The organism is Pseudomonas sp. GL-B-19 (assembly GCF_019956415.1).
GTDB lineage: Bacteria > Pseudomonadota > Gammaproteobacteria > Pseudomonadales > Pseudomonadaceae > Aquipseudomonas.
In genome coordinates this window covers 1-17,662 of record NZ_JAHBDK010000051.1, presented here as the reverse complement: position 1 = coordinate 17,662, position 17,662 = coordinate 1, and the positions used below count along the sequence as shown (strand labels likewise).

At 57.3% G+C, this 17,662-nt stretch carries 18 protein-coding genes; 6 read left to right on the top strand and 12 right to left on the bottom strand.

The annotated features are described in order from the left end of the window. The first annotated feature begins 406 nt into the window (after positions 1-406). The 4 genes from KGB06_RS20130 to KGB06_RS20115 all read left to right on the top strand — a co-directional run bounded on the left by KGB06_RS20130 (position 407) and on the right by KGB06_RS20115 (position 4,575). Positions 407-694: a hypothetical protein gene (locus tag KGB06_RS20130; protein ID WP_223518882.1), complete on the top strand. Its 288-nt coding sequence runs from the start codon at positions 407-409 to the stop codon at positions 692-694. Positions 695-777: 83 nt separating this feature from the next. Continuing rightward, entirely contained in the window at positions 778-942 is a 165-nt protein-coding gene (locus KGB06_RS20125; RefSeq protein ID WP_003177151.1) for a DUF1328 domain-containing protein, read from the top strand. An 850-nt stretch (positions 943-1,792) separates the two neighbouring features. Next, positions 1,793-3,124 carry a glutamate/aspartate:proton symporter GltP gene (gltP, locus tag KGB06_RS20120; protein ID WP_223518880.1) on the top strand — a complete coding sequence of 444 codons (1,332 nt, stop codon included), beginning with the start codon at positions 1,793-1,795 and terminating at the stop codon, positions 3,122-3,124. Positions 3,125-3,345: 221 nt separating this feature from the next. Continuing rightward, positions 3,346-4,575, top strand: coding sequence for a nucleoside recognition domain-containing protein (locus tag KGB06_RS20115; RefSeq protein ID WP_223518878.1), 1,230 nt, complete (start codon positions 3,346-3,348; stop codon positions 4,573-4,575). Positions 4,576-4,691: 116 nt separating this feature from the next. On the opposite strand, the gene KGB06_RS20110 is transcribed toward KGB06_RS20115, so the two are convergent. The 12 genes from KGB06_RS20110 to KGB06_RS20055 all read right to left on the bottom strand — a co-directional run bounded on the left by KGB06_RS20110 (position 4,692) and on the right by KGB06_RS20055 (position 16,548). After that, entirely contained in the window at positions 4,692-5,318 is a 627-nt protein-coding gene (locus tag KGB06_RS20110) for an ABC-type transport auxiliary lipoprotein family protein (protein ID WP_223518877.1), read from the bottom strand. Beyond that, the gene (locus KGB06_RS20105) at positions 5,315-6,253 is read right to left on the bottom strand and encodes an MlaD family protein (protein ID WP_223518875.1); all 939 of its coding nucleotides are present in this window, start codon (positions 6,251-6,253) and stop codon (positions 5,315-5,317) included. Before KGB06_RS20105 ends, KGB06_RS20110 begins: the two co-directional genes overlap by 4 nt. A gap of 1 nt (position 6,254) precedes the next feature. Then, positions 6,255-7,058 carry an ABC transporter ATP-binding protein gene (locus tag KGB06_RS20100; RefSeq protein WP_223518873.1) on the bottom strand — a complete coding sequence of 268 codons (804 nt, stop codon included), beginning with the start codon at positions 7,056-7,058 and terminating at the stop codon, positions 6,255-6,257. Further along, complete coding sequence (locus KGB06_RS20095; RefSeq protein WP_223518872.1) at positions 7,055-8,203, bottom strand: ABC transporter permease; 1,149 nt, start codon at positions 8,201-8,203, stop codon at positions 7,055-7,057. Before KGB06_RS20095 ends, KGB06_RS20100 begins: the two co-directional genes overlap by 4 nt. A 54-nt stretch (positions 8,204-8,257) precedes the next feature. Then, a complete protein-coding gene (locus tag KGB06_RS20090) occupies positions 8,258-9,286 on the bottom strand; it encodes a DUF5924 family protein (RefSeq protein ID WP_223518870.1) in 1,029 nt (342 codons plus the stop codon). Between the two features lie 220 nt (positions 9,287-9,506). Further along, a complete protein-coding gene (locus KGB06_RS20085) occupies positions 9,507-10,895 on the bottom strand; it encodes a M16 family metallopeptidase (protein WP_223518868.1) in 1,389 nt (462 codons plus the stop codon). 175 nt (positions 10,896-11,070) lie between these two features. Further along, positions 11,071-12,729: a Na/Pi cotransporter family protein gene (locus KGB06_RS20080; RefSeq protein ID WP_223518865.1), complete on the bottom strand. Its 1,659-nt coding sequence runs from the start codon at positions 12,727-12,729 to the stop codon at positions 11,071-11,073. 229 nt (positions 12,730-12,958) lie between these two features. Beyond that, positions 12,959-13,546, bottom strand: coding sequence for a hypothetical protein (locus tag KGB06_RS20075; protein WP_223518921.1), 588 nt, complete (start codon positions 13,544-13,546; stop codon positions 12,959-12,961). 50 nt (positions 13,547-13,596) lie between these two features. Further along, on the bottom strand, positions 13,597-14,247 hold the full coding sequence (locus KGB06_RS20070; RefSeq protein WP_223518863.1) for a hypothetical protein: 651 nt from the start codon (positions 14,245-14,247) through the stop codon (positions 13,597-13,599). Then, positions 14,240-14,872, bottom strand: a complete 633-nt coding sequence (locus tag KGB06_RS20065) for a hypothetical protein (RefSeq protein ID WP_223518861.1) — start codon at positions 14,870-14,872, stop codon at positions 14,240-14,242. The genes KGB06_RS20070 and KGB06_RS20065 overlap by 8 nt, the downstream gene beginning before the upstream one ends. Further along, a complete protein-coding gene (locus KGB06_RS20060) occupies positions 14,869-16,032 on the bottom strand; it encodes a DUF2515 family protein (protein WP_223518860.1) in 1,164 nt (387 codons plus the stop codon). The genes KGB06_RS20065 and KGB06_RS20060 overlap by 4 nt, the downstream gene beginning before the upstream one ends. 18 nt (positions 16,033-16,050) lie before the next feature. Next, positions 16,051-16,548 carry a PAAR domain-containing protein gene (locus tag KGB06_RS20055; protein ID WP_223518858.1) on the bottom strand — a complete coding sequence of 166 codons (498 nt, stop codon included), beginning with the start codon at positions 16,546-16,548 and terminating at the stop codon, positions 16,051-16,053. 484 nt (positions 16,549-17,032) lie between these two features. Between KGB06_RS20055 and KGB06_RS20050 the strand changes: the two genes are divergently transcribed. Together KGB06_RS20050 and KGB06_RS20045 are read left to right on the top strand one after the other, a co-directional pair. After that, a complete protein-coding gene (locus KGB06_RS20050) occupies positions 17,033-17,320 on the top strand; it encodes a DUF6124 family protein (protein ID WP_223518856.1) in 288 nt (95 codons plus the stop codon). Positions 17,321-17,462: 142 nt separating this feature from the next. Continuing rightward, a partial coding sequence (locus KGB06_RS20045) for a transposase (RefSeq protein ID WP_317849395.1) occupies positions 17,463-17,662 on the top strand: 200 nt, incomplete at its 3' end.

Sequence of the window (17,662 nt, the reverse complement as noted above, 5' to 3'; positions counted from 1 at the left end):
TCCCGGATAAATCGGGCAAGTTGCATGGTCGATTCTGATCCATTCCCGTGCCAGTCGGGTAGCTATCTGCTACCGCGCTGCCTAATCCACTGAATTGACAGGTTTTTTATCTATACATCGTGATTTAAGCGATCGCTCGCCTCCCTTTCTGACATCTGCGCCCGCCACTCAATTCAAAAATATTAAAACCACCCACGAATTTATCGTGCATTTCGCACGACCGTGGAGGAGTCATCGTGCAGGATGCGTCGCAAACGATTTCCAACTTCTCTATAACAAATTGATTTTATTAACTTTTATACGATCAAAAAAACTGGCATGCAGGCTGCAATGATCTGGGTAATCAGGGCATTTCCTACACGACGCCCTCTAACAAGATCACCACCAAAGTGGGAGGAGCTTCAGGATGAATCGCTACCAAGCCGCCCAACTGCGTATCTCGCCACTGCATATCCAGCAAGGCTTGTTTGCTGTGCTGGCAATGCTGATCACGTTGATCGCCGGCCAACAGATCCTTCGCTGGGAACAGCGCCAGCAGCCAGAGGCGCCGCACGTATCGATTCAACATCCAACCCAAACCCACTTCAGCGCCGCCAGCAGCAACCTGGCCGACATCGCTCCCATGCGGATGATGGAAGTCGACCAGGCTCAGCCACTGGATGAGATGCCGCGTCAGGAGCGCTGGGTGTTTTAGTTAACCGAACTTGGCGTGCTCCCTGCGCCGGGACAAGCACCACAAGTGACACCTCTAAATAATGAAGCGTAAGGAGAATCACCATGTTGAGCTGGGCAATCACATTCTTGATCATTGCCATCATCGCTGCAGTACTGGGCTTCGGTGGTATCGCGGGCACCGCCACGGGTATCGCCAAGATTCTCTTTGTCGTGTTCCTGGTGATGTTCATCGCTTCCTTCTTCTTTGGCCGTCGCGGTCGAGGCTGAACATGAGCGTTCTGTTTAAGACACTGGCAGCCGCCCTGCTTCCGGGCGGTAGTGCCATGGCGATGGCGGCCAATGACGGCCAATGACGGCCAGATGCTGCAGAGCTTGCTGGTGGAATAACTCAAGAAATATCCGAACTGGTACTGAATTCGTCATATGAAGGAAGCACCATGCTTCTTTCTACTGCGCTACCCGAGGAAGGTAGGCGCATGACCATGGGGCCGGGACGTTCTGACTGTTACAGGGTCGGAGTGACCTACGGGTACAGGGAGTGCCTGCGCAAGGGCCGGGTCAGACAAAAGCTGCGACGCATGTTCGCCGGGCCATCGGGGCTCGGCGAATTTGCGAAGAGCTTCACTCGCTAAAAGCAGCATCCGTGAGTGCACCGCTCATTTACCCCTATGCTACTTCTGCTCAATCCCCGCAAAAGCATTTCGCGGTGTTTCTTTGCGACCGTATATCGAGAAGATGCCTGCACATGGCAGCGATTTTTCGCCGCTAAACGTAGGTTTTTTCTGAAGTTTTAGCCTTGATTCGCTCGCGCGAAAAATACCCGGACCGCCGCTGAAATGGCCGGTTCACGGTACTTATAGCTGCCGAAATGTCGTATTAAACCCGTTGGGACGCCAGTTTCATTTAGAAAAGTTCATGCCGATTCGGCATAGGGTAGGCGTTTACGGCATTAGACGTCGCCCCCTTGCATGGGAATAGTTGCGCCTTTTTTCGCCTGCCAGAGAGCCATAACAAGCGCTCCGGGGCACCTTATACGGGGGCAGATGCACACACTTTTTCGCCACAAGCGTTTCAGTGACTGCCTCTGCCTGAGTCAAACGCAAGTAAGGGTAAAGATATGAAGAAGGCAAAGCTTAGCCTCGCCTGGCAGATCGTCATCGGTCTGGTATTGGGGATTGCAATCGGTGCGCTGCTCAACCATTTCAGTGCCGAAAAAGCCTGGTGGATCAGCAATGTCCTGCAACCAGCAGGCGATATCTTTATCCGTCTGATCAAGATGATCGTGATCCCGATCGTCATCTCCTCGCTGATCGTTGGCATTGCTGGCGTTGGCGACGCAAAGAAACTCGGTCGCATCGGTCTGAAGACCATCATCTACTTCGAGATTGTCACCACCATTGCCATTCTGGTGGGTCTGGTGTTGGCCAACCTGTTCCATCCGGGCAGCGGCATCGACATGAGCACCCTCGGTACCGTGGATATCTCCAAGTACCAGGCCACCGCTGCCGAGGTTCAGCATGAACACGCGTTCGTCGAAACCATCCTCAACCTGATCCCGTCGAACATCTTCGCGGCCATGGTCCGCGGCGAGATGCTGCCGATCATCTTCTTCTCCGTGTTGTTCGGCCTCGGTCTGTCGAGCCTGCAATCGGACCTGCGCGAGCCGCTGGTGAAGATGTTCCAGGGCGTGTCGGAAAGCATGTTCAAAGTCACCCACATGATCATGAACTACGCCCCGATCGGCGTGTTTGCACTGATCGCGGTGACCGTGGCCAACTTCGGTTTCGCCTCGCTGCTGCCGCTGGCCAAGCTGGTGGTGCTGGTGTACTTCGCCATCGCTTTCTTTGCCTTTGTGGTGCTGGGCCTGATCGCTCGCCTGTTCGGCTTCTCGGTAATCAAGCTGATCCGCATCTTCAAGGATGAGCTGGTACTGGCCTACTCCACTGCAAGCTCTGAAACCGTGCTGCCGCGCGTGATCGAGAAGATGGAAGCCTATGGCGCGCCGAAAGCCATTTGCAGCTTCGTGGTGCCGACCGGCTATTCGTTCAACCTTGACGGTTCGACCCTGTACCAGAGCATCGCGGCCATCTTCATTGCCCAGCTGTACGGCATCGACCTGTCCATCAGCCAGCAGTTGCTGCTGGTGCTGACGCTGATGGTTACCTCCAAAGGCATCGCCGGCGTACCGGGCGTGTCCTTCGTGGTGTTGCTGGCCACTTTGGGCAGCGTTGGTATTCCGTTGGAAGGCCTGGCGTTCATCGCCGGTGTCGACCGCATCATGGACATGGCCCGTACCGCGCTGAACGTGATCGGTAACGCCCTCGCCGTGCTGGTCATCGCGCGTTGGGAAGGCATGTACGACGACGCCAAGGGTCAGCGCTACTGGAACTCCCTGCCGCACTGGCGCAGCAAGGAAAAGCTGCCGGCTGGCGAAGTTTCCAAGAACTAATAGCATAACCCTGTGGCGTCTGGCTTTTATGTGGGAGCCAGCCTGCTGGCGATAGCGGTGTATCAAACAACAGAGATGTTGAATTTGCCGGCCTCATCGCCAGCAGGCTGGCTCCCACAGTGACCCGAGCAAGCCACACAAACAAACCCCGGAGAAATCCGGGGTTTGTCGTTTCTGGCTACCCCGCTATCATTCGCCGCATCTTCCGGGGGATTTGACTGATGCTTAATGGCCTGTGGCTTGGCTTCTTCATCGTGGCTGCCGTTTCGGCGCTGGCGCAATGGCTGATCGGCGGCAACGCCGGGATCTTCGCGGCGATGGTGGAGAGCATTTTCGCCATGGCCAAATTGTCGGTCGAGGTCATGGTCCTGCTGTTCGGCACCCTGACCCTGTGGCTGGGCTTTCTGCGGATTGCCGAGAAAGCCGGGATCGTCGAATGGCTGGCCAAAGCGCTGGGGCCGTTGTTCCTGCGCCTGATGCCGGAAGTGCCGCCCGGTCACCCGGCCATCGGCCTGATCACGCTGAACTTCGCCGCCAACGGCTTGGGCCTGGACAACGCCGCCACACCGATCGGCCTCAAGGCGATGAAGGCCCTGCAGGAACTCAATCCCAGTGCCACCGTGGCCAGCAATGCGCAGATCCTGTTCCTGGTGCTCAACGCCTCCTCCCTGACCCTGCTGCCGGTGACGATCTTCATGTACCGCGCCCAGCAAGGCGCACCCGACCCGACGCTGGTGTTCCTGCCTATCCTGCTGGCCACCAGTTGCTCGACCATCGTCGGTTTTCTGTCGGTCGCGTTCATGCAGCGTCTGCGCATCTGGGACCCGGTGGTGCTGGCGTATATGATTCCCGGTGCCCTCGCCCTCGGTGGCTTCATGGCGCTGCTGGCGACGCTCTCAGCCACCGCTCTGGCCGGTCTTTCATCAATCCTCGGCAACGTGACGCTGTTCGGGCTGATCATGCTGTTTCTGATCATCGGCGCATTGCGCAAAGTGAAGGTCTACGAAGCATTCGTCGAAGGCGCCAAAGAAGGCTTCGACGTGGCCAAAAACCTGTTGCCATACCTGGTGGCGATGCTCTGCGCGGTGGGCGTGCTGCGGGCATCCGGCGCGTTGGACTTCGGTCTGGACGGAATTCGGCACCTGGTGGAGTGGGCCGGTTGGGACACACGCTTCGTCGACGCGTTGCCGACGGCCATGGTCAAACCGTTCTCCGGCAGCGCCGCGCGGGCGATGCTGATTGAAACCATGAAGACCTCCGGCGTAGACAGCTTCCCGGCGCTGGTGGCGGCCACGGTTCAGGGCAGCACCGAAACCACGTTCTATGTACTGGCGGTGTACTTCGGCGCGGTGGGCATCCAGCGCGCGCGGCATGCGGTGGGGTGTGCGTTGCTGGCTGAGCTGGCCGGCGTTCTTGGCGCCATCGGGGTTTGCTACTGGTTCTTCGGGTGAATCCAAAATTTATCGCGGGCAAGCCTTGCTCCTACGGTACGAGGTCATGCGCACATCCCGCGAACGCCCCGGTCTTGTAGGAGCAAGGCTTGCCCGCGATAAGGTCCGCAGGACCTTCAAGGTCTAACTGGCGGCGCGAGCTTTTGACCTTGCTCCACCGCCCAAGCCACCACCTGCGCCGTCAATTGGTCGCTCGCCTGGCCAAACCCGGCAACCACCGCAGGCACCTTCGCATCGCTCAACGGCTGGCGTACTTCGAAGCGGCGGCTGGCGAGGATTCGCTGGTCATAACCGCGCACCAGCAAGGCATCCAGACTCACAACCACGCTGGCGCCCGTGCCCTGATACTCGGTCTGGAACGCCTGCAACTGGCCGCCCAGCTCCAGGTCTGTCTGGAAGATGCTGTCATCGGTGCTCAACAACGGCACCCGACCGTCGCGCTGAAAGCCGTCCAGCAGACGATTGCGCAGCAGCACCGGGGCCGGGTCACTCCAGCGTGTGCCTTTGTAGCTGCTGATCAGATCGCCTTGGGGAATCACCGCGATGTTCGGGCTGTTCAACGCGTCGCTGGCCTGGAGTTTGGTCAGGCGCAGCGACCAGCGTTGCGGCGTGCCATGACTGGCCGGCGCGTTGCTCTGGGCCGATGGCAATCGATAGACATCAAACGGCTCGGACTTGGGCAGGATCGAGCACGAAGTGATCAGCATGAAACCGGCGAGGAGGGCGATACGAGTCAGCTTCATGGCGTGAATTCCTTGTTCTTGTCACGACCCAGCAGGTAACCGCTAGGGTTTTCCTCCAGACGTTGAGAAATGGCGCGCAACGAGGTCAGGGTTTCGCGCAGTTCGCGAATCGCCGGGGCGAGGCCATTGAGACCCTGCATGCCACTGTTGAGCGAATCCTGATTGGTGGCGAGCAATTTGTTGATCGTCGTGGTGCTCTGTTCCAGCGACTTCATCGCCTGCTCGGCACTGCCCAACGCCTGCTTGCCATGATCATTGAGCAGGCCGTTGGCATTGCGCATCAGCGCCGTAGTCTGCTCCAGCATGTTGTTGGCTTGCTTGCCGACCGACGCCAGTTGCTGCATCGCCTGACGAATATCGCCTCGCTGATCGGCAATCGTCCCGGTGGTTTGTTCAAGGTGCTCCAGCGTGTTGCTGATGCGCTCGACGTTTTCCGTGGAGAACAACAGGTTGGCGTTATGCATCAGCGTGTTCACGCCGGCCATCAACTCGTTGCTGTCACTGAGCAAGAGTGCGATAGGCGAGGGCGAGGCGACGATGGTCGGCAGGTTGCCGTCCTTGCCCTTGAGCGCCGGACTCTGTGGCGTACCGCCGCTGAGCTGGATGATCGAAGTCCCGGTGACCCCGGTCAGTGCCAGTTTGGCCTTGGTGTCTTCCTTGACCGGGGTGTCACCGCCCAGACGAATACGCGCCAGCACCCGGCGCGGGTCATTGGGGTCCAGACGCAACGTCACCACGTCGCCGACCTTGATCCCGCTGTACTGCACCGAGCTGCCTTTGGAGAGGCCGCTGACCGCCTCGTTGAAGACCACTTCGTAATCCTTGAACTCGGTGTCAACGCTGGATTTGGCCAGCCACAAGCCGAAGAGCAGGGCGCCCGCCACCACAATCACGGTGAACAGGCCGATCAATACATGATGGGCTCGGGTTTCCATGTCAGACCTCGTTAAGCTGTTGAGCGGCCGTCAGCGCCGCGCGGCCGCGAGGGCCATGGAAGTATTCGTGGATCCACGCATCGTCGGTTTCCGAGACCTTGTCGATGGCGTCCGCCACCAGCACTTTCTTCTGCGCCAGCACCGCCACCCGGTCGGTGATGGTGTAGAGCGTGTCGAGGTCGTGGGTCACCAGGAAAACACTCAGGCCCAGCGCATCGCGCAGGGTCAGGATCAATTGATCGAACGCCGCCGCACCAATCGGGTCGAGGCCGGCGGTGGGTTCGTCGAGAAACAGGATGTCCGGGTCCAGCGCCAGCGCACGGGCCAGCGCCGCGCGCTTGATCATGCCGCCGGACAGCGCAGCGGGGTACTTGTCGGCTGCCGACAGCGGCAACCCGGCCAGCGCCAGTTTGACCGCGGCCAGATGCTCGGCGTCTTCACGGCTCAGGCCGGCGTGTTCGATCAAGGGCAGGGCAACGTTTTCGGTCACGGTAAGCGAAGTGAACAGGGCGCCTTGCTGGAACAGCACGCCGAAACGCCGTTCAACCATCGAGCGTTCATGCTCGGACAAGGTCGGCAGGTTTTTACCGAAGACCTTTACCACCCCTTCACTGGGCTGACGCAAGCCGATAATGCTGCGCAGCAGCACCGATTTACCGCTGCCGGAACCGCCAACCACGGCGAGAATTTCACCTTTGTACAAATCGAGGTCGAGGTTTTCGTGCACGCTCTGACTGCCGAAGCGATTGCACAGCCCACGGACTTCGATCACCGCCTCAGAAGGCGCTCGGGGTAAACGACTCACCAGCCCATCTCCATGAAAAACAGCGCGGCCACGGCGTCGAGCACGATCACCACGAAAATCGACTGGACCACGCTGGACGTGGTGTGCGCACCGACAGACTCGGCGCTGCCGCTGACTTTAAAGCCTTCGAGACAGCCAATCGCAGCGATCAGGAAGGCGAAAACCGGTGCTTTGACGATTCCCACCAGAAAATGCTGAACCCCGATGTCCGACTGCAGCAATGACAGGAACATCGCCGGCGAAATATCCAGCGCCACCGCACACACCACGCCGCCGCCAACAATCCCCGAGAGCATCGCCAGAAAGGTCAGCATCGGCAGCGCCACCAGCAGGGCCAGGACGCGCGGCACCACGAGCAATTCCATCGGGTCGAGGCCCAAGGTGCGAATGGCGTCGATTTCCTCGTTGGCCTTCATTGAGCCGATCTGCGCGGTGAAGGCACTGGCGGTGCGCCCGGCCATCAGGATCGCCGTCAGCAACACAGCAAATTCGCGCAAGAAGGAAAAGGCCACCAGATCCACGGTGAAAATTGTGGCGCCGAAACTGGCCAATACCGTCGCCCCGAGAAACGCCACAACAGCGCCCACCAAAAAGGTCAGCAGGGCGACGATGGGGGCGGCATCAAGGCCGGTTTGTTCGATGTGCGCCACCATCGGCGTGATGCGCCAACGCTTGGGTTTAAACAGGCCGCGAACGATGGTTTCCAGAATCAGACCGACGAAGCCCAGCAGTTGCAGGGTGTCCTGCCAGACCGCATCCACCGCGAGGCCAATTCGCGTGAGCAATTGAATACTGACGCTGATTTCCGGTTCCTTGACCGGCACACAGAAATTGGTCATTGAGCTGTAGATGGTCTGCAGCAGCGCACGATCGGCGGCGTTCAGGGTGCAATCGGGGTGTTCGGCGGATCGGCCCAGACGCTCGGCCCCGAGCAGCTCCACCAACAGCGAGGCACCGGCGGTGTCGAGGGCGCCGAGACTGTTGAGATCAATGTGGGTGTTGTCGTCGTATTGGCCGCGAAGCTTTTCGCAGAGGTATTTGAGATCGGCGTAATGGGCGAGCGTCCAGTCACCCGAAACCCGCAGCTGAGCAGGGGAGTGAGAGGCATCCAGTTGGGCATTGCCGGCCATTGTGCTGCTGATCATAAGCTCCGTGCTTGTTCAGTTACTACGCAGAGCTACGTAATAGCACGAACCGCGTTACTTTTCTTTGGTCGGTGTGCTGTCCGTGACCTTGAAGCGCAGCACGCCGATGACCTGGCCGTCTTCGGTCAACACCCGGACCTGCCATTTGCCCGCCGGGTTGCCCGGGAAATTCTGCTTGTGCGTCCAGGCGCGGTAGCCTTCCTTGCGCCCACCGTGGATATCCAGCGGGATGCGGTCGACCTCTTTGCCGTTGAACTGCCACACGTGATAGATCCGCTCATCCAGACCGCGCGGGGCGTTGATTGCAGTGTAGGCGTACAGGCCGCCACCACGGATCTGCTCGGCACTGACTTCCTCCAGGCTGGTACCGGGCGTGCGGTCCTGCATTTGCGTGCTGATCGCTACGTCGGTCATCCACAAGGTCGCCGGCGGCACCCACGAACGCATGAACCAACCGAGGGCGCCGACGCCCAGCGTGATACTGAGGATCGCCAGGGCGTTGCGTACGGTACGGATCGGGAAGATCGACGCCAGGCTCGGGAATGACAGCAGCACGGCGGTACCCAGCGCCAGTTTGAAACTCTGGGACGTGGTGAGGTGCATGATGACGGGCAGGGCGGTCAGCAGCGCGGCAAACAGCGTCAGGGTATGCAGCGCCAGGAACGCCCAGCGCCGAGGTGCCAGCCATTTGTAGTAGAGCGGGTCGATGATGGAAATCAGCGCCGCAATACCCAACAGCCCGGTGAAGAACAATTGGCCGCTGTTCCAGGTCGTGGTGATGAAAAAGAATGGCAGGACGAAGAACAGGCTTTCCTGGTGGATCATCTGCGTGGCGTAACGCAGCAGAGGCTGGGGAATCTCGCGTTTGAAGATTTTGGTGAACAGCTTGGTGAGGCTGTTTTCCAGCATCAGCCAGACCCAACTGAGCACCATGATGATGGTGATCCAGGTCGCCAGACCTTGTTGGCGATCCACCAGGATGAAGCTGCCGACACCGGAGATGAAACCACAGAGTGCAATGACCCCAGGGTAGCGCTTCATCAATTCGAGGATGCGCTGGACGTATAGGGTCAGGGTCGGCATTCGGCGGTTCACATTGGTCGTAGGAAAAATCCTCGACAGGGTACCCGCCGGGGGGCTGCGTGGCGAGGTCCACGGTCCGGCCCCGGAGCCTTTGTAGCAGCTGCCGAAGGCTGCGTTCGGCTGCGAAGCAGTCGCAAATCTGTTATGTCAAATGTCCTTGGCACACCGAGGTGAATGGTTTAACGACTGCTGCGCAGCCGAACGCAGCCTGCGGCAGCTGCTACACGGTTGGCGGCGTCCTTCGGTGCAAGCGCCAGCTCAGCAGTACCAACGCAATCAGCCCCAACACCCCGGCAATCGCCCATATCAACTGGTCATCACCCATCAGCGGCTTTTCGATCCGCAAATACCCCGGTTGCAGCAGCAACTCGCGTAATGCCTTGTTGGCTTCCTCCAGTGTCACGCCTTGCAGTTCCCTGGCCGGGCTGGCGAAACGTCCGTCCTCATAGTCCCCAAGGGCACTCCAGTAATAATCGGCTAACGCGCTATTGCCTTGCACCGCCCAGGCCTGACGGGCAATGGCGGCCTGTTTCAGGCGGTTGAAGGTGTCGGCGTCGAGACCGTCCTTGAGCAACTGGGCTTTCAATTCCTCAAGGACCTGCTCAGCTTGCGGCACATCATCGCGCTCAAGGTCAGCGTTCAGGCTCATGAAGCCCACACCGCCAAACAGCTCGCGCTCGGCCGAGGGGCCGTAAGACAAACTGTGGACCAGGCGCATCTGGCGATAAAGCGCCCAGTCCAGATAGTCCTTGAGCAGATCGAACGTTTCGTCCTGCTGATCCGCCAGCACAGGCTCTGGCACCAACCAATGCAACTTGGCCCCCCCGCCGACGAAACCGCTACTGAGCGTGCGCTCATGGGCAGCACTGGTCTGGATTTCCGGCAGGGGCTGGTGATCGCTCGGGGCGACCGCCTCAAGCGCACCAAAGGACCGCTCCAGATAGGCCGGCAGCAACCGGTCGAGGTCACCGACCACGATCAGCGTCATGTTGTTGGGCGCGTACCAGACCTTGCGCACCTTCTCCAATTGTTCGCGGGTCAGGTGATCAACTTCGGCGCGCTCCGGGCATTTGAGGCCCAGCTCCACCGCCAGTTGATTGCTCGCCGTGTGGCCGAGGTCCTGGCGATCCAGCCAGCGTTGCAGGTGTGTGTAATGACCGCCGTCTTCGCGCTCGACCACTTGCTTGGCGGCGTTGATGGCGTTGTCGTCGATTCGGGTCTGGGTCAGCAGTGCCAGCAACAGGTCGAGGACCTTGCGCTGGTTTTTTGCCGGTGCTTCGATGACGAAGGTTGTGTCGGCGTTGCTGGTGAAAGCGTTCCATTCACCTCCCAGCGCCTGCATGCGTTCTTCCAGTCCACCTTCGCCGGTGGCGTCGATGCCGCTGAACAACAGGTGTTCGAGCAGATGGGGCAGCTCTTTGTCCTCGCAACTGAAGTCATCCAGACCAACGCCGACCACCAGACGAATCGCCACATGCCCGCGCTCAGTGCCCGGTTTGAGCAGCAATTGCAGGCCGTTGGGCAGGGTATAACCCTCGACCTGAAAGCGATCCAGGGCAAACGAAGGAAATGAGCCAAGCAACAAACAGGCGAACAGCAGACAACGCATAACGAGCTTCCATACGGCAGATTGGCGATCCGTGTTGCTTTCCGGGCAGCCATCGCGGGCAAGCCAGCTCCCACATTGGTTTTGTGAACGCCGTCAGTCAACTGTGGGAGCGAGCCTGCTCGCGAAAGCTTTTGAACCGGAACTCAAGTAACTGACTGACCACACAGCCAGACGTTCAAGGCGAATGCGTGATGTCAGCCAAATCGTCGACGGCCAGTGCCCCGGTGTCCGACGTTTCCAGCACCACATACGCGCTGCTGCAAAACAGCGAGTTCAGACGTTTCATGTCGGCAATCAACTCCAGGTGCAACGAACTGGTTTCGAGGCTTTGCACAATCTTACGTTGCAACCGGCTGACATGGGCATGGGCCAGACGCCGTTCCTGTGCGCGAAAGCGACGTTTTTCACGCAACAACTGGCGGGCACTTTCCTTGTCGGAACTCAGGAACACGGACAATCCCAGGCGCAGATTGGAGATTAACTGACTGTGCAGCCCCGCCAACTCCTCCAGGCCAACGTCGGAAAAAGACCGACGCTGTGAGGTTTTCTGCTGCTGAACCTTACGCAACATGCGTTCGATCAGGTCGCTGGCGAGTTTGAGGTTGATCGCCAACTCAATGATTTCTGCCCAGCGCCGGCTGTCCTGGTCGCTGAGGTCTTCGCGGGGCATTTGCGCCAGATAGAGCTTGATCGCGTTGTAGAGTGCTTCGACATCATCGGTCAGGCGACGCATTTCCTGGGTCACGGCGGTTTGCTTGCCGTGCAGCACATCGAGCATCGCTTCAAGCATGTTGTCGATCAGATCACCCATGCGCAGGGTTTCCCGGGCCGCATTGGCCAACGCCAGGCTCGGCGTGGCCAGCGCTGTCGGGTCGAGGTGCCGGGCTTTGGCCATTCCGTTGGCTTCCGGCCGCTCCGGCAACAGCCAGGCGCACAACCTGGCCATCCCCCCGACGCTTGGCAGCAGGATCAAACAACGCGTGGTGTTGTAGAGCAGGTGGAAGCCAATCACCATTTCCTGAGGGCTGAAGTCCAGGCTATCCATCCAGTGCACTAACGGATCGAGCACCGGAATGATCAGCAACAAACCGATCAGCTTGTACAACAGGCTACCGAGCGCGACTTGACGGCCAGCGGCGTTTTGCATGCTGGTGCTGAGGAACGCGAGGATGCCACTGCCAATGTTGGCGCCAATCACCAGGCCGATGGCCACTGGCAGACTGATCACATTGGCGCCGGCCAGGGTCGCGGTCAGCAGGACGGCCGCGAGACTGGAGTAAGAGACCATCGCGAACAGCGCACCTATCAACGCATCGAGCAGGATGTCGCCGGTTAGTGAGGCGAAAATCACCTTCACCCCTTGCGCATGGGTGATCGGCCCGGCGGCTTCGACGATCAGTTGCAGCGCCAGAATGATCAGGCCCAGGCCAATACAGACCCGGCCCATCTGCCCGACCCGGGTCTGTTTGCGCGACAGGAAGAAAATCACCCCGACAAAGATCAGCAAAGGCGAGAGCCACGACAAATCGAACGTCAGCACCCGCGCCATCAGCGCCGTACCGACGTCGGCGCCGAGCATGGTCGCCAGGGCCGGGGTCAACGCCATAAGGCCCTGACCGACAAACGAAGTAACGAGCATGGCGGTGGCGTTACTGCTCTGGACCATCGCCGTCACCACGATCCCGGCGACAAACGCCAGCCAACGCCTGGACATATTCCGACCAATCACATGGCGCAGGTTCGTGCCGTAAACCCGCAGGATGCCGGTTCGGACGATGTGCGTGCCCCAGATCAACAAGGCCACGGCCGATAACAAATTGAGCAGGGTGAGCATAAAGGCCCCCTGTGGTGGTCGCGCCCCAAAGGGGCAAGTTGACGGTACTGCGCTTTTTTCTACGTTCTGTACTTAAGCTGTAGTTGGCTAACGGTCTGGACGCCAGCATTGCACAGCTGAAGAGGCGAATGAAACAGGACTGTCATGAAAACAGCGCCACCCTTGTGGGAGCGAGCCTGCTCGCGATGGCGGTATTGCCAGCAACTGCGGCAAGCCTTGGAGCGACTTTTCATTCGCTGAAGTAATCCGCCCCCACGCTGACATCGATCAGATACTTCGCCGTCTTCGGATCTCGCTCGTCACAGCGAGCGTAGCATTTGACGTTGAGCGCAAGACTGTATCGGTGTGGTACCAACAGCACGGTCACCATTACGTGATCAAACAACTCGGCTTGGAGAGCTCGTTTATCTGCCTCGGTGGCGGTTTTGACCCAAGGATTTCTATCTGCACTCCACAGTATCCAACCCGCATTTTTTAGCTGGTTCTGCAGCTGATCAAGCACAACAATCAACTGGTCGAACAGCAAGGTTTCAAGCATCGGCGAAGTAGTCAGGGTAATCGCTTTGAAATCGGACCACCCAATCGCACCAAACTTTGTAGCTGGCAACGTGAATCCATGTTGTTTGTCATCAAAGGTGAAAATGACTGGGGTGCTAATCCAGGTTGAGCTCGGGTGAGGTGGCTCACTTGGATAAATGGCAGTTTTACGTAACACAGGAAACGTCGAATCCCTCACGACGCTTTCGTATGGCTTACCGATGTGAATAACCAAAAAATCCATTGGGTAGTGAAAAGAAGTCAGGCAAATAAAGAGCATGAAAAACACTGCTCTGCGCCAACATATAACTTTCCGCTTGTAGGGCTTCCTCATGTGCCGCTTCGATCCCGGCCCACACTGATATCGATCAGATATTTAGCCGTCGTCGAATCACGCGAACAGCGTGTATAGCACTTGATCAAAAGCAGCAGACTGTATTTTCCCGGCACATACAAATCAATGCCCACTGGCTGATCGAATAGCTTGACCTGCAGTCGCTCACGCTCTGCAGCAGAGTCGACACTAAACCAGTCGTTATTTTCCAAAGGCTCAAGCATCCACCCTCCGGACTTGAGGGTGTTTTGTACATCCACCAATCGATCCACAGCCTCCGTGAATGGCATCGTTTCAGACATGGGCGATGTGGTTACAGTCGAGACTTTCTGTCCTCCATAAGTAACGGCACCAAACACCGTCGGAGGAAGTTTGAATCCATAAACGGGATCATCAAACTCAATGACAGTCGGGCTGCTGATCCACGTGGAACCAGGTCTTGGAGGATCTTTCGCGTTATTAGGGTCACCTGGATAGATGGCCGTTTTGTCTTCGACTGGGAAAGTTGAGTCTTTGATGACCTGTTCATAGGGCTTTCCGATATGGACGGATAAGGTTTTGGTGCTCAAACGGGCATACATCAAGCTTCCCGACACCAGAAGAATGAAAACAATCAAAATCAACCAGCGCTGCTTTGATTCAGTCACTGTAGTAATCCGACCCCACGCTGACATCGATCAGATACTTCGCCGTCTTCGGATCACGCTCGTCACAGCGAGCGTAGCATTTGACGTTGAGGGCAAGACCGTACTTATGGGGAACCAGCAGCATCACGACAACAACCTGATCGAATAACAGGCTCTGTAGAGTATTTCTGTCATCTTCGTTACTTACCATAAGCCACGCATGATCCTCGCTATCCCGTGGCACCCAACCGGAACTCTTAAACATCTCTTGTAAATGATTAAGCAAGGGAATCAACTGATCAAATCGCAATGTCTCCAACATCGGAGAAGTGGTAATAGTTGACACCTTTTCATTGTTGTAACCGACAGCACCGAATTTCGTTGGGGGCAAAGTGAAACCGTATTTGGGATCATCAAATTTGACAATCACTGGACTGCTGATCCAAGTGGAATCAACTTCGGGTGGTTCACTTGGATAGATTGCCGTTTTAGCCCTGACTGGAAATGTCGAGTCATGCTCTACATCTTTATAGGACTTTCCGATATGAACGGAAATTGTATCCACAGATGGTTGCTCATGGATGACATAAGCAAGCAAAAACAAACACATTACAGCCACAAGACTCAAAATTAATTTGCGCCTCATTTGACTCCTCCCCCATTGGCAATTTCCGTAATGGAATTTTTTACTTGAGCGAGAGTGGCTGGATTTTTGAGTAAATTGTCGAATTGTGTTGCCGCTCGCAACACGAACTCCATACGTTGATCTTTGTCTGCCAAATCAGCGATTGGATTGCTACTAAAAGAAACTTTCCGGTCGTCAGGTGCTTTGCACTGACTTGCCAGGGTTAGTTGAATTTCTTCTGGTAGTCCCGAAAATAATCCGGTGACAACGGAGGCAACGTCGCCAGCTTGAGTTCCTCTCATTAGCAGCGCGAAATGCGCTATGTCATACATTGCAGGTTGAAGGATATTCAACTGTTCGTGCCGTGCCATAGCCCTGACACTGCCGCTGCCGCTGACATCGCCTTCATTGATCGAGGCGAATGTTTGGGATATTTCGAAGTGATTAGTTCCAAATTCAACTTTATCTGCAATGGGCCAAAGTACTTCATTTTTTAGCCTGCTGCGGTCGGGCAGACACTTCTCCATTTCCTTGAATCCTCGCACCATGAAAAACCGGTGTAGTGGATACACATCCAGGAAAAGGGCAGTGTTTCCAAGCGCTAGCATTTCATGAACGTATTGCAATTCTTCTTGAAGAAATGCAATCGCGTCGCCTGATAGTGGATCACTCGTAAGGGGAACCGGGTTCTGCTGCTTGGCCTGATCCCACTGGTTCCAAAGCTCAGGATCCGAACGCAATTTGTTCACCACTACGCGTTCATACAAATCCTTTGACTGACTGTCTTTTAACGTTCGGTAAGCTTTTTTCTCCGCTTCGATTCTCTGATCTAGCGTGGAGGCATGAATCAACCCACACCCCACCTGCTTCGAAGCAAACGCCGCCAAACCCGCCCACTGAAACCGGTTATCCGCCAGCCACAACTGCGCATACGCGGCATTGATCTTACGGTTACGCACTTGCGGATCGGCAATCAGCACGCCACCCGGTGCAACCCATTCTTCGGCTTCTTTCTGAAACCGGCGCCACAGGCAGTTGCAGGTCAACAACGGCACTTCGACGCGGGTTTTCGGGTTGGGGCCGCCCGTGGTGGTTTCGCGTTTGCAGGCGGGCAGTTCGCAGGTACTGTCCCAGAGTTTTTTCATGTCCAGGTCGTCTGGCGCGATGCATTGTCCGGTCATTTGATTCTTCCTTGAGGCTTAGACGGTCCAGCGAACGACGGCGAGGTCGGGTTTTAGCGTGGCGACGCTTTGGGTCATGCCCAAGGCGTTGGTCTGGCCTTTGACGATGCGGCCTTCGGCGGTTTCGATTTCGTAGTTTTGTTCGGCTATCGGTTCGCCATTGCCGGCACTGACGGCTTTGAATTCCACGATGGGCTGGCCAATGATTGGCAGGGGTGGAATGAAGGGCGCGGGGGTGTGGGTGCTGCCGATGATGACGTTTCCGGAACCGCCGATTATTACGCCGCCATGGCTCGTGGTGCCATCGAGGGTCATGGCGTTCAAGTCGTTGATGAACACCGTTGATGAAAAGCCGCCGCTGAGCGCTTGGCCGCAGGTGCATTGGTCGCTGACTCTCGCTGCGGCGAGGCCATTGAAAAACACGTCGGGGGAGCCGCTGGCGATGGGGTTGGTGCCATGGCCCGGAAGCGGGCAGGTGGTCGGGTCCGTGACGCGTGCAGCCGGTTTTCCAGACATATGCATTCCTTGTCATTGTCATTTGATGCGAGCGGGGGACGCTAACCACCGGGGGCCTGTGCGTCAACCTTTGGCGTTTCGACCGTACCAAGCACCACACGGATTGGCTGTAGGAAAACGCTTAAATGTTCGAGCGCCGGGAGTCCTGTTTAAAAACACTCCGAGTTACTTCTCGGAGGCTACAACACCTTGCGTCGTTGCCTACGGTTACTCCAGAATCCGCCGGCTTGTGCGCCTTTGCCTCGGACTCTATCGTTTCCCTGCCACTGCCTTTCAGTGGTCGGGTTTAGTAGCCCGAGGTGTTATCAGTAAGATGCAGAAGCGCTGTCAGTCAGATTTTTAGTCTGAACTTGATGGTGGCTGTGCGCAGGGCGCTTCGGCGCGCCGGCAATGCTGATTCTCCCCGGTCTACTAACCTGCGCACAGCCGCCACCCTTCTTTTAGTAGAGATCGGTAGTGGCTCCACTCAGGAGTAAATCAGCTTATGTTCAAAGTTACGCCAAACCCACCGGACACCGATCCGGTCCCTCACGACTTCCCCCCACGCAAACCCAGCACCATCTTCCTCATAGATCCCAAGGTCGATAACGAAACCCTGCTCGCTCACGCCTGCGAATCGTTGGCATCAGCCAGCGTCATGGCGAGTGATTTCGCCGGGTTTCTGGAGGGCCCGCAACGCAACACCCTGCTGGGAATTCAGCAGGTCATCATGCTCGGGGAGTTGGCGGTGAATCGAGTGCTGGATAACCTCGATCCGCCGGCTAACCACTAATCCCTAAACCTTGCGCAAAAAAATGTGGGAGCGAGCCTGCTCGCGATGGGGCCTTCACATTCAACATTACTGTTGACTGAAAGACCGCTATCGCGAGCAGGCTGATCTGGCCTAATGAAATTGGACACATCAATAGGGCGCTATGATGGCGCCCAAATCTAAGGTGTGCATGATGATGCGAAAGTCCTATTCCAGCGAGTTCAAGCTCAATGCTGCAAGCATGGTGCTTGATGAAGACCAGCCCATTCTTGAGGTCTGCGCCAACTTCGATATCGGCCCTACTGCGTTGCGCCGCTGGGTCGAGCAGGTCAGGAAAGAACGTGCAGGCTCGACGCTAGCGGG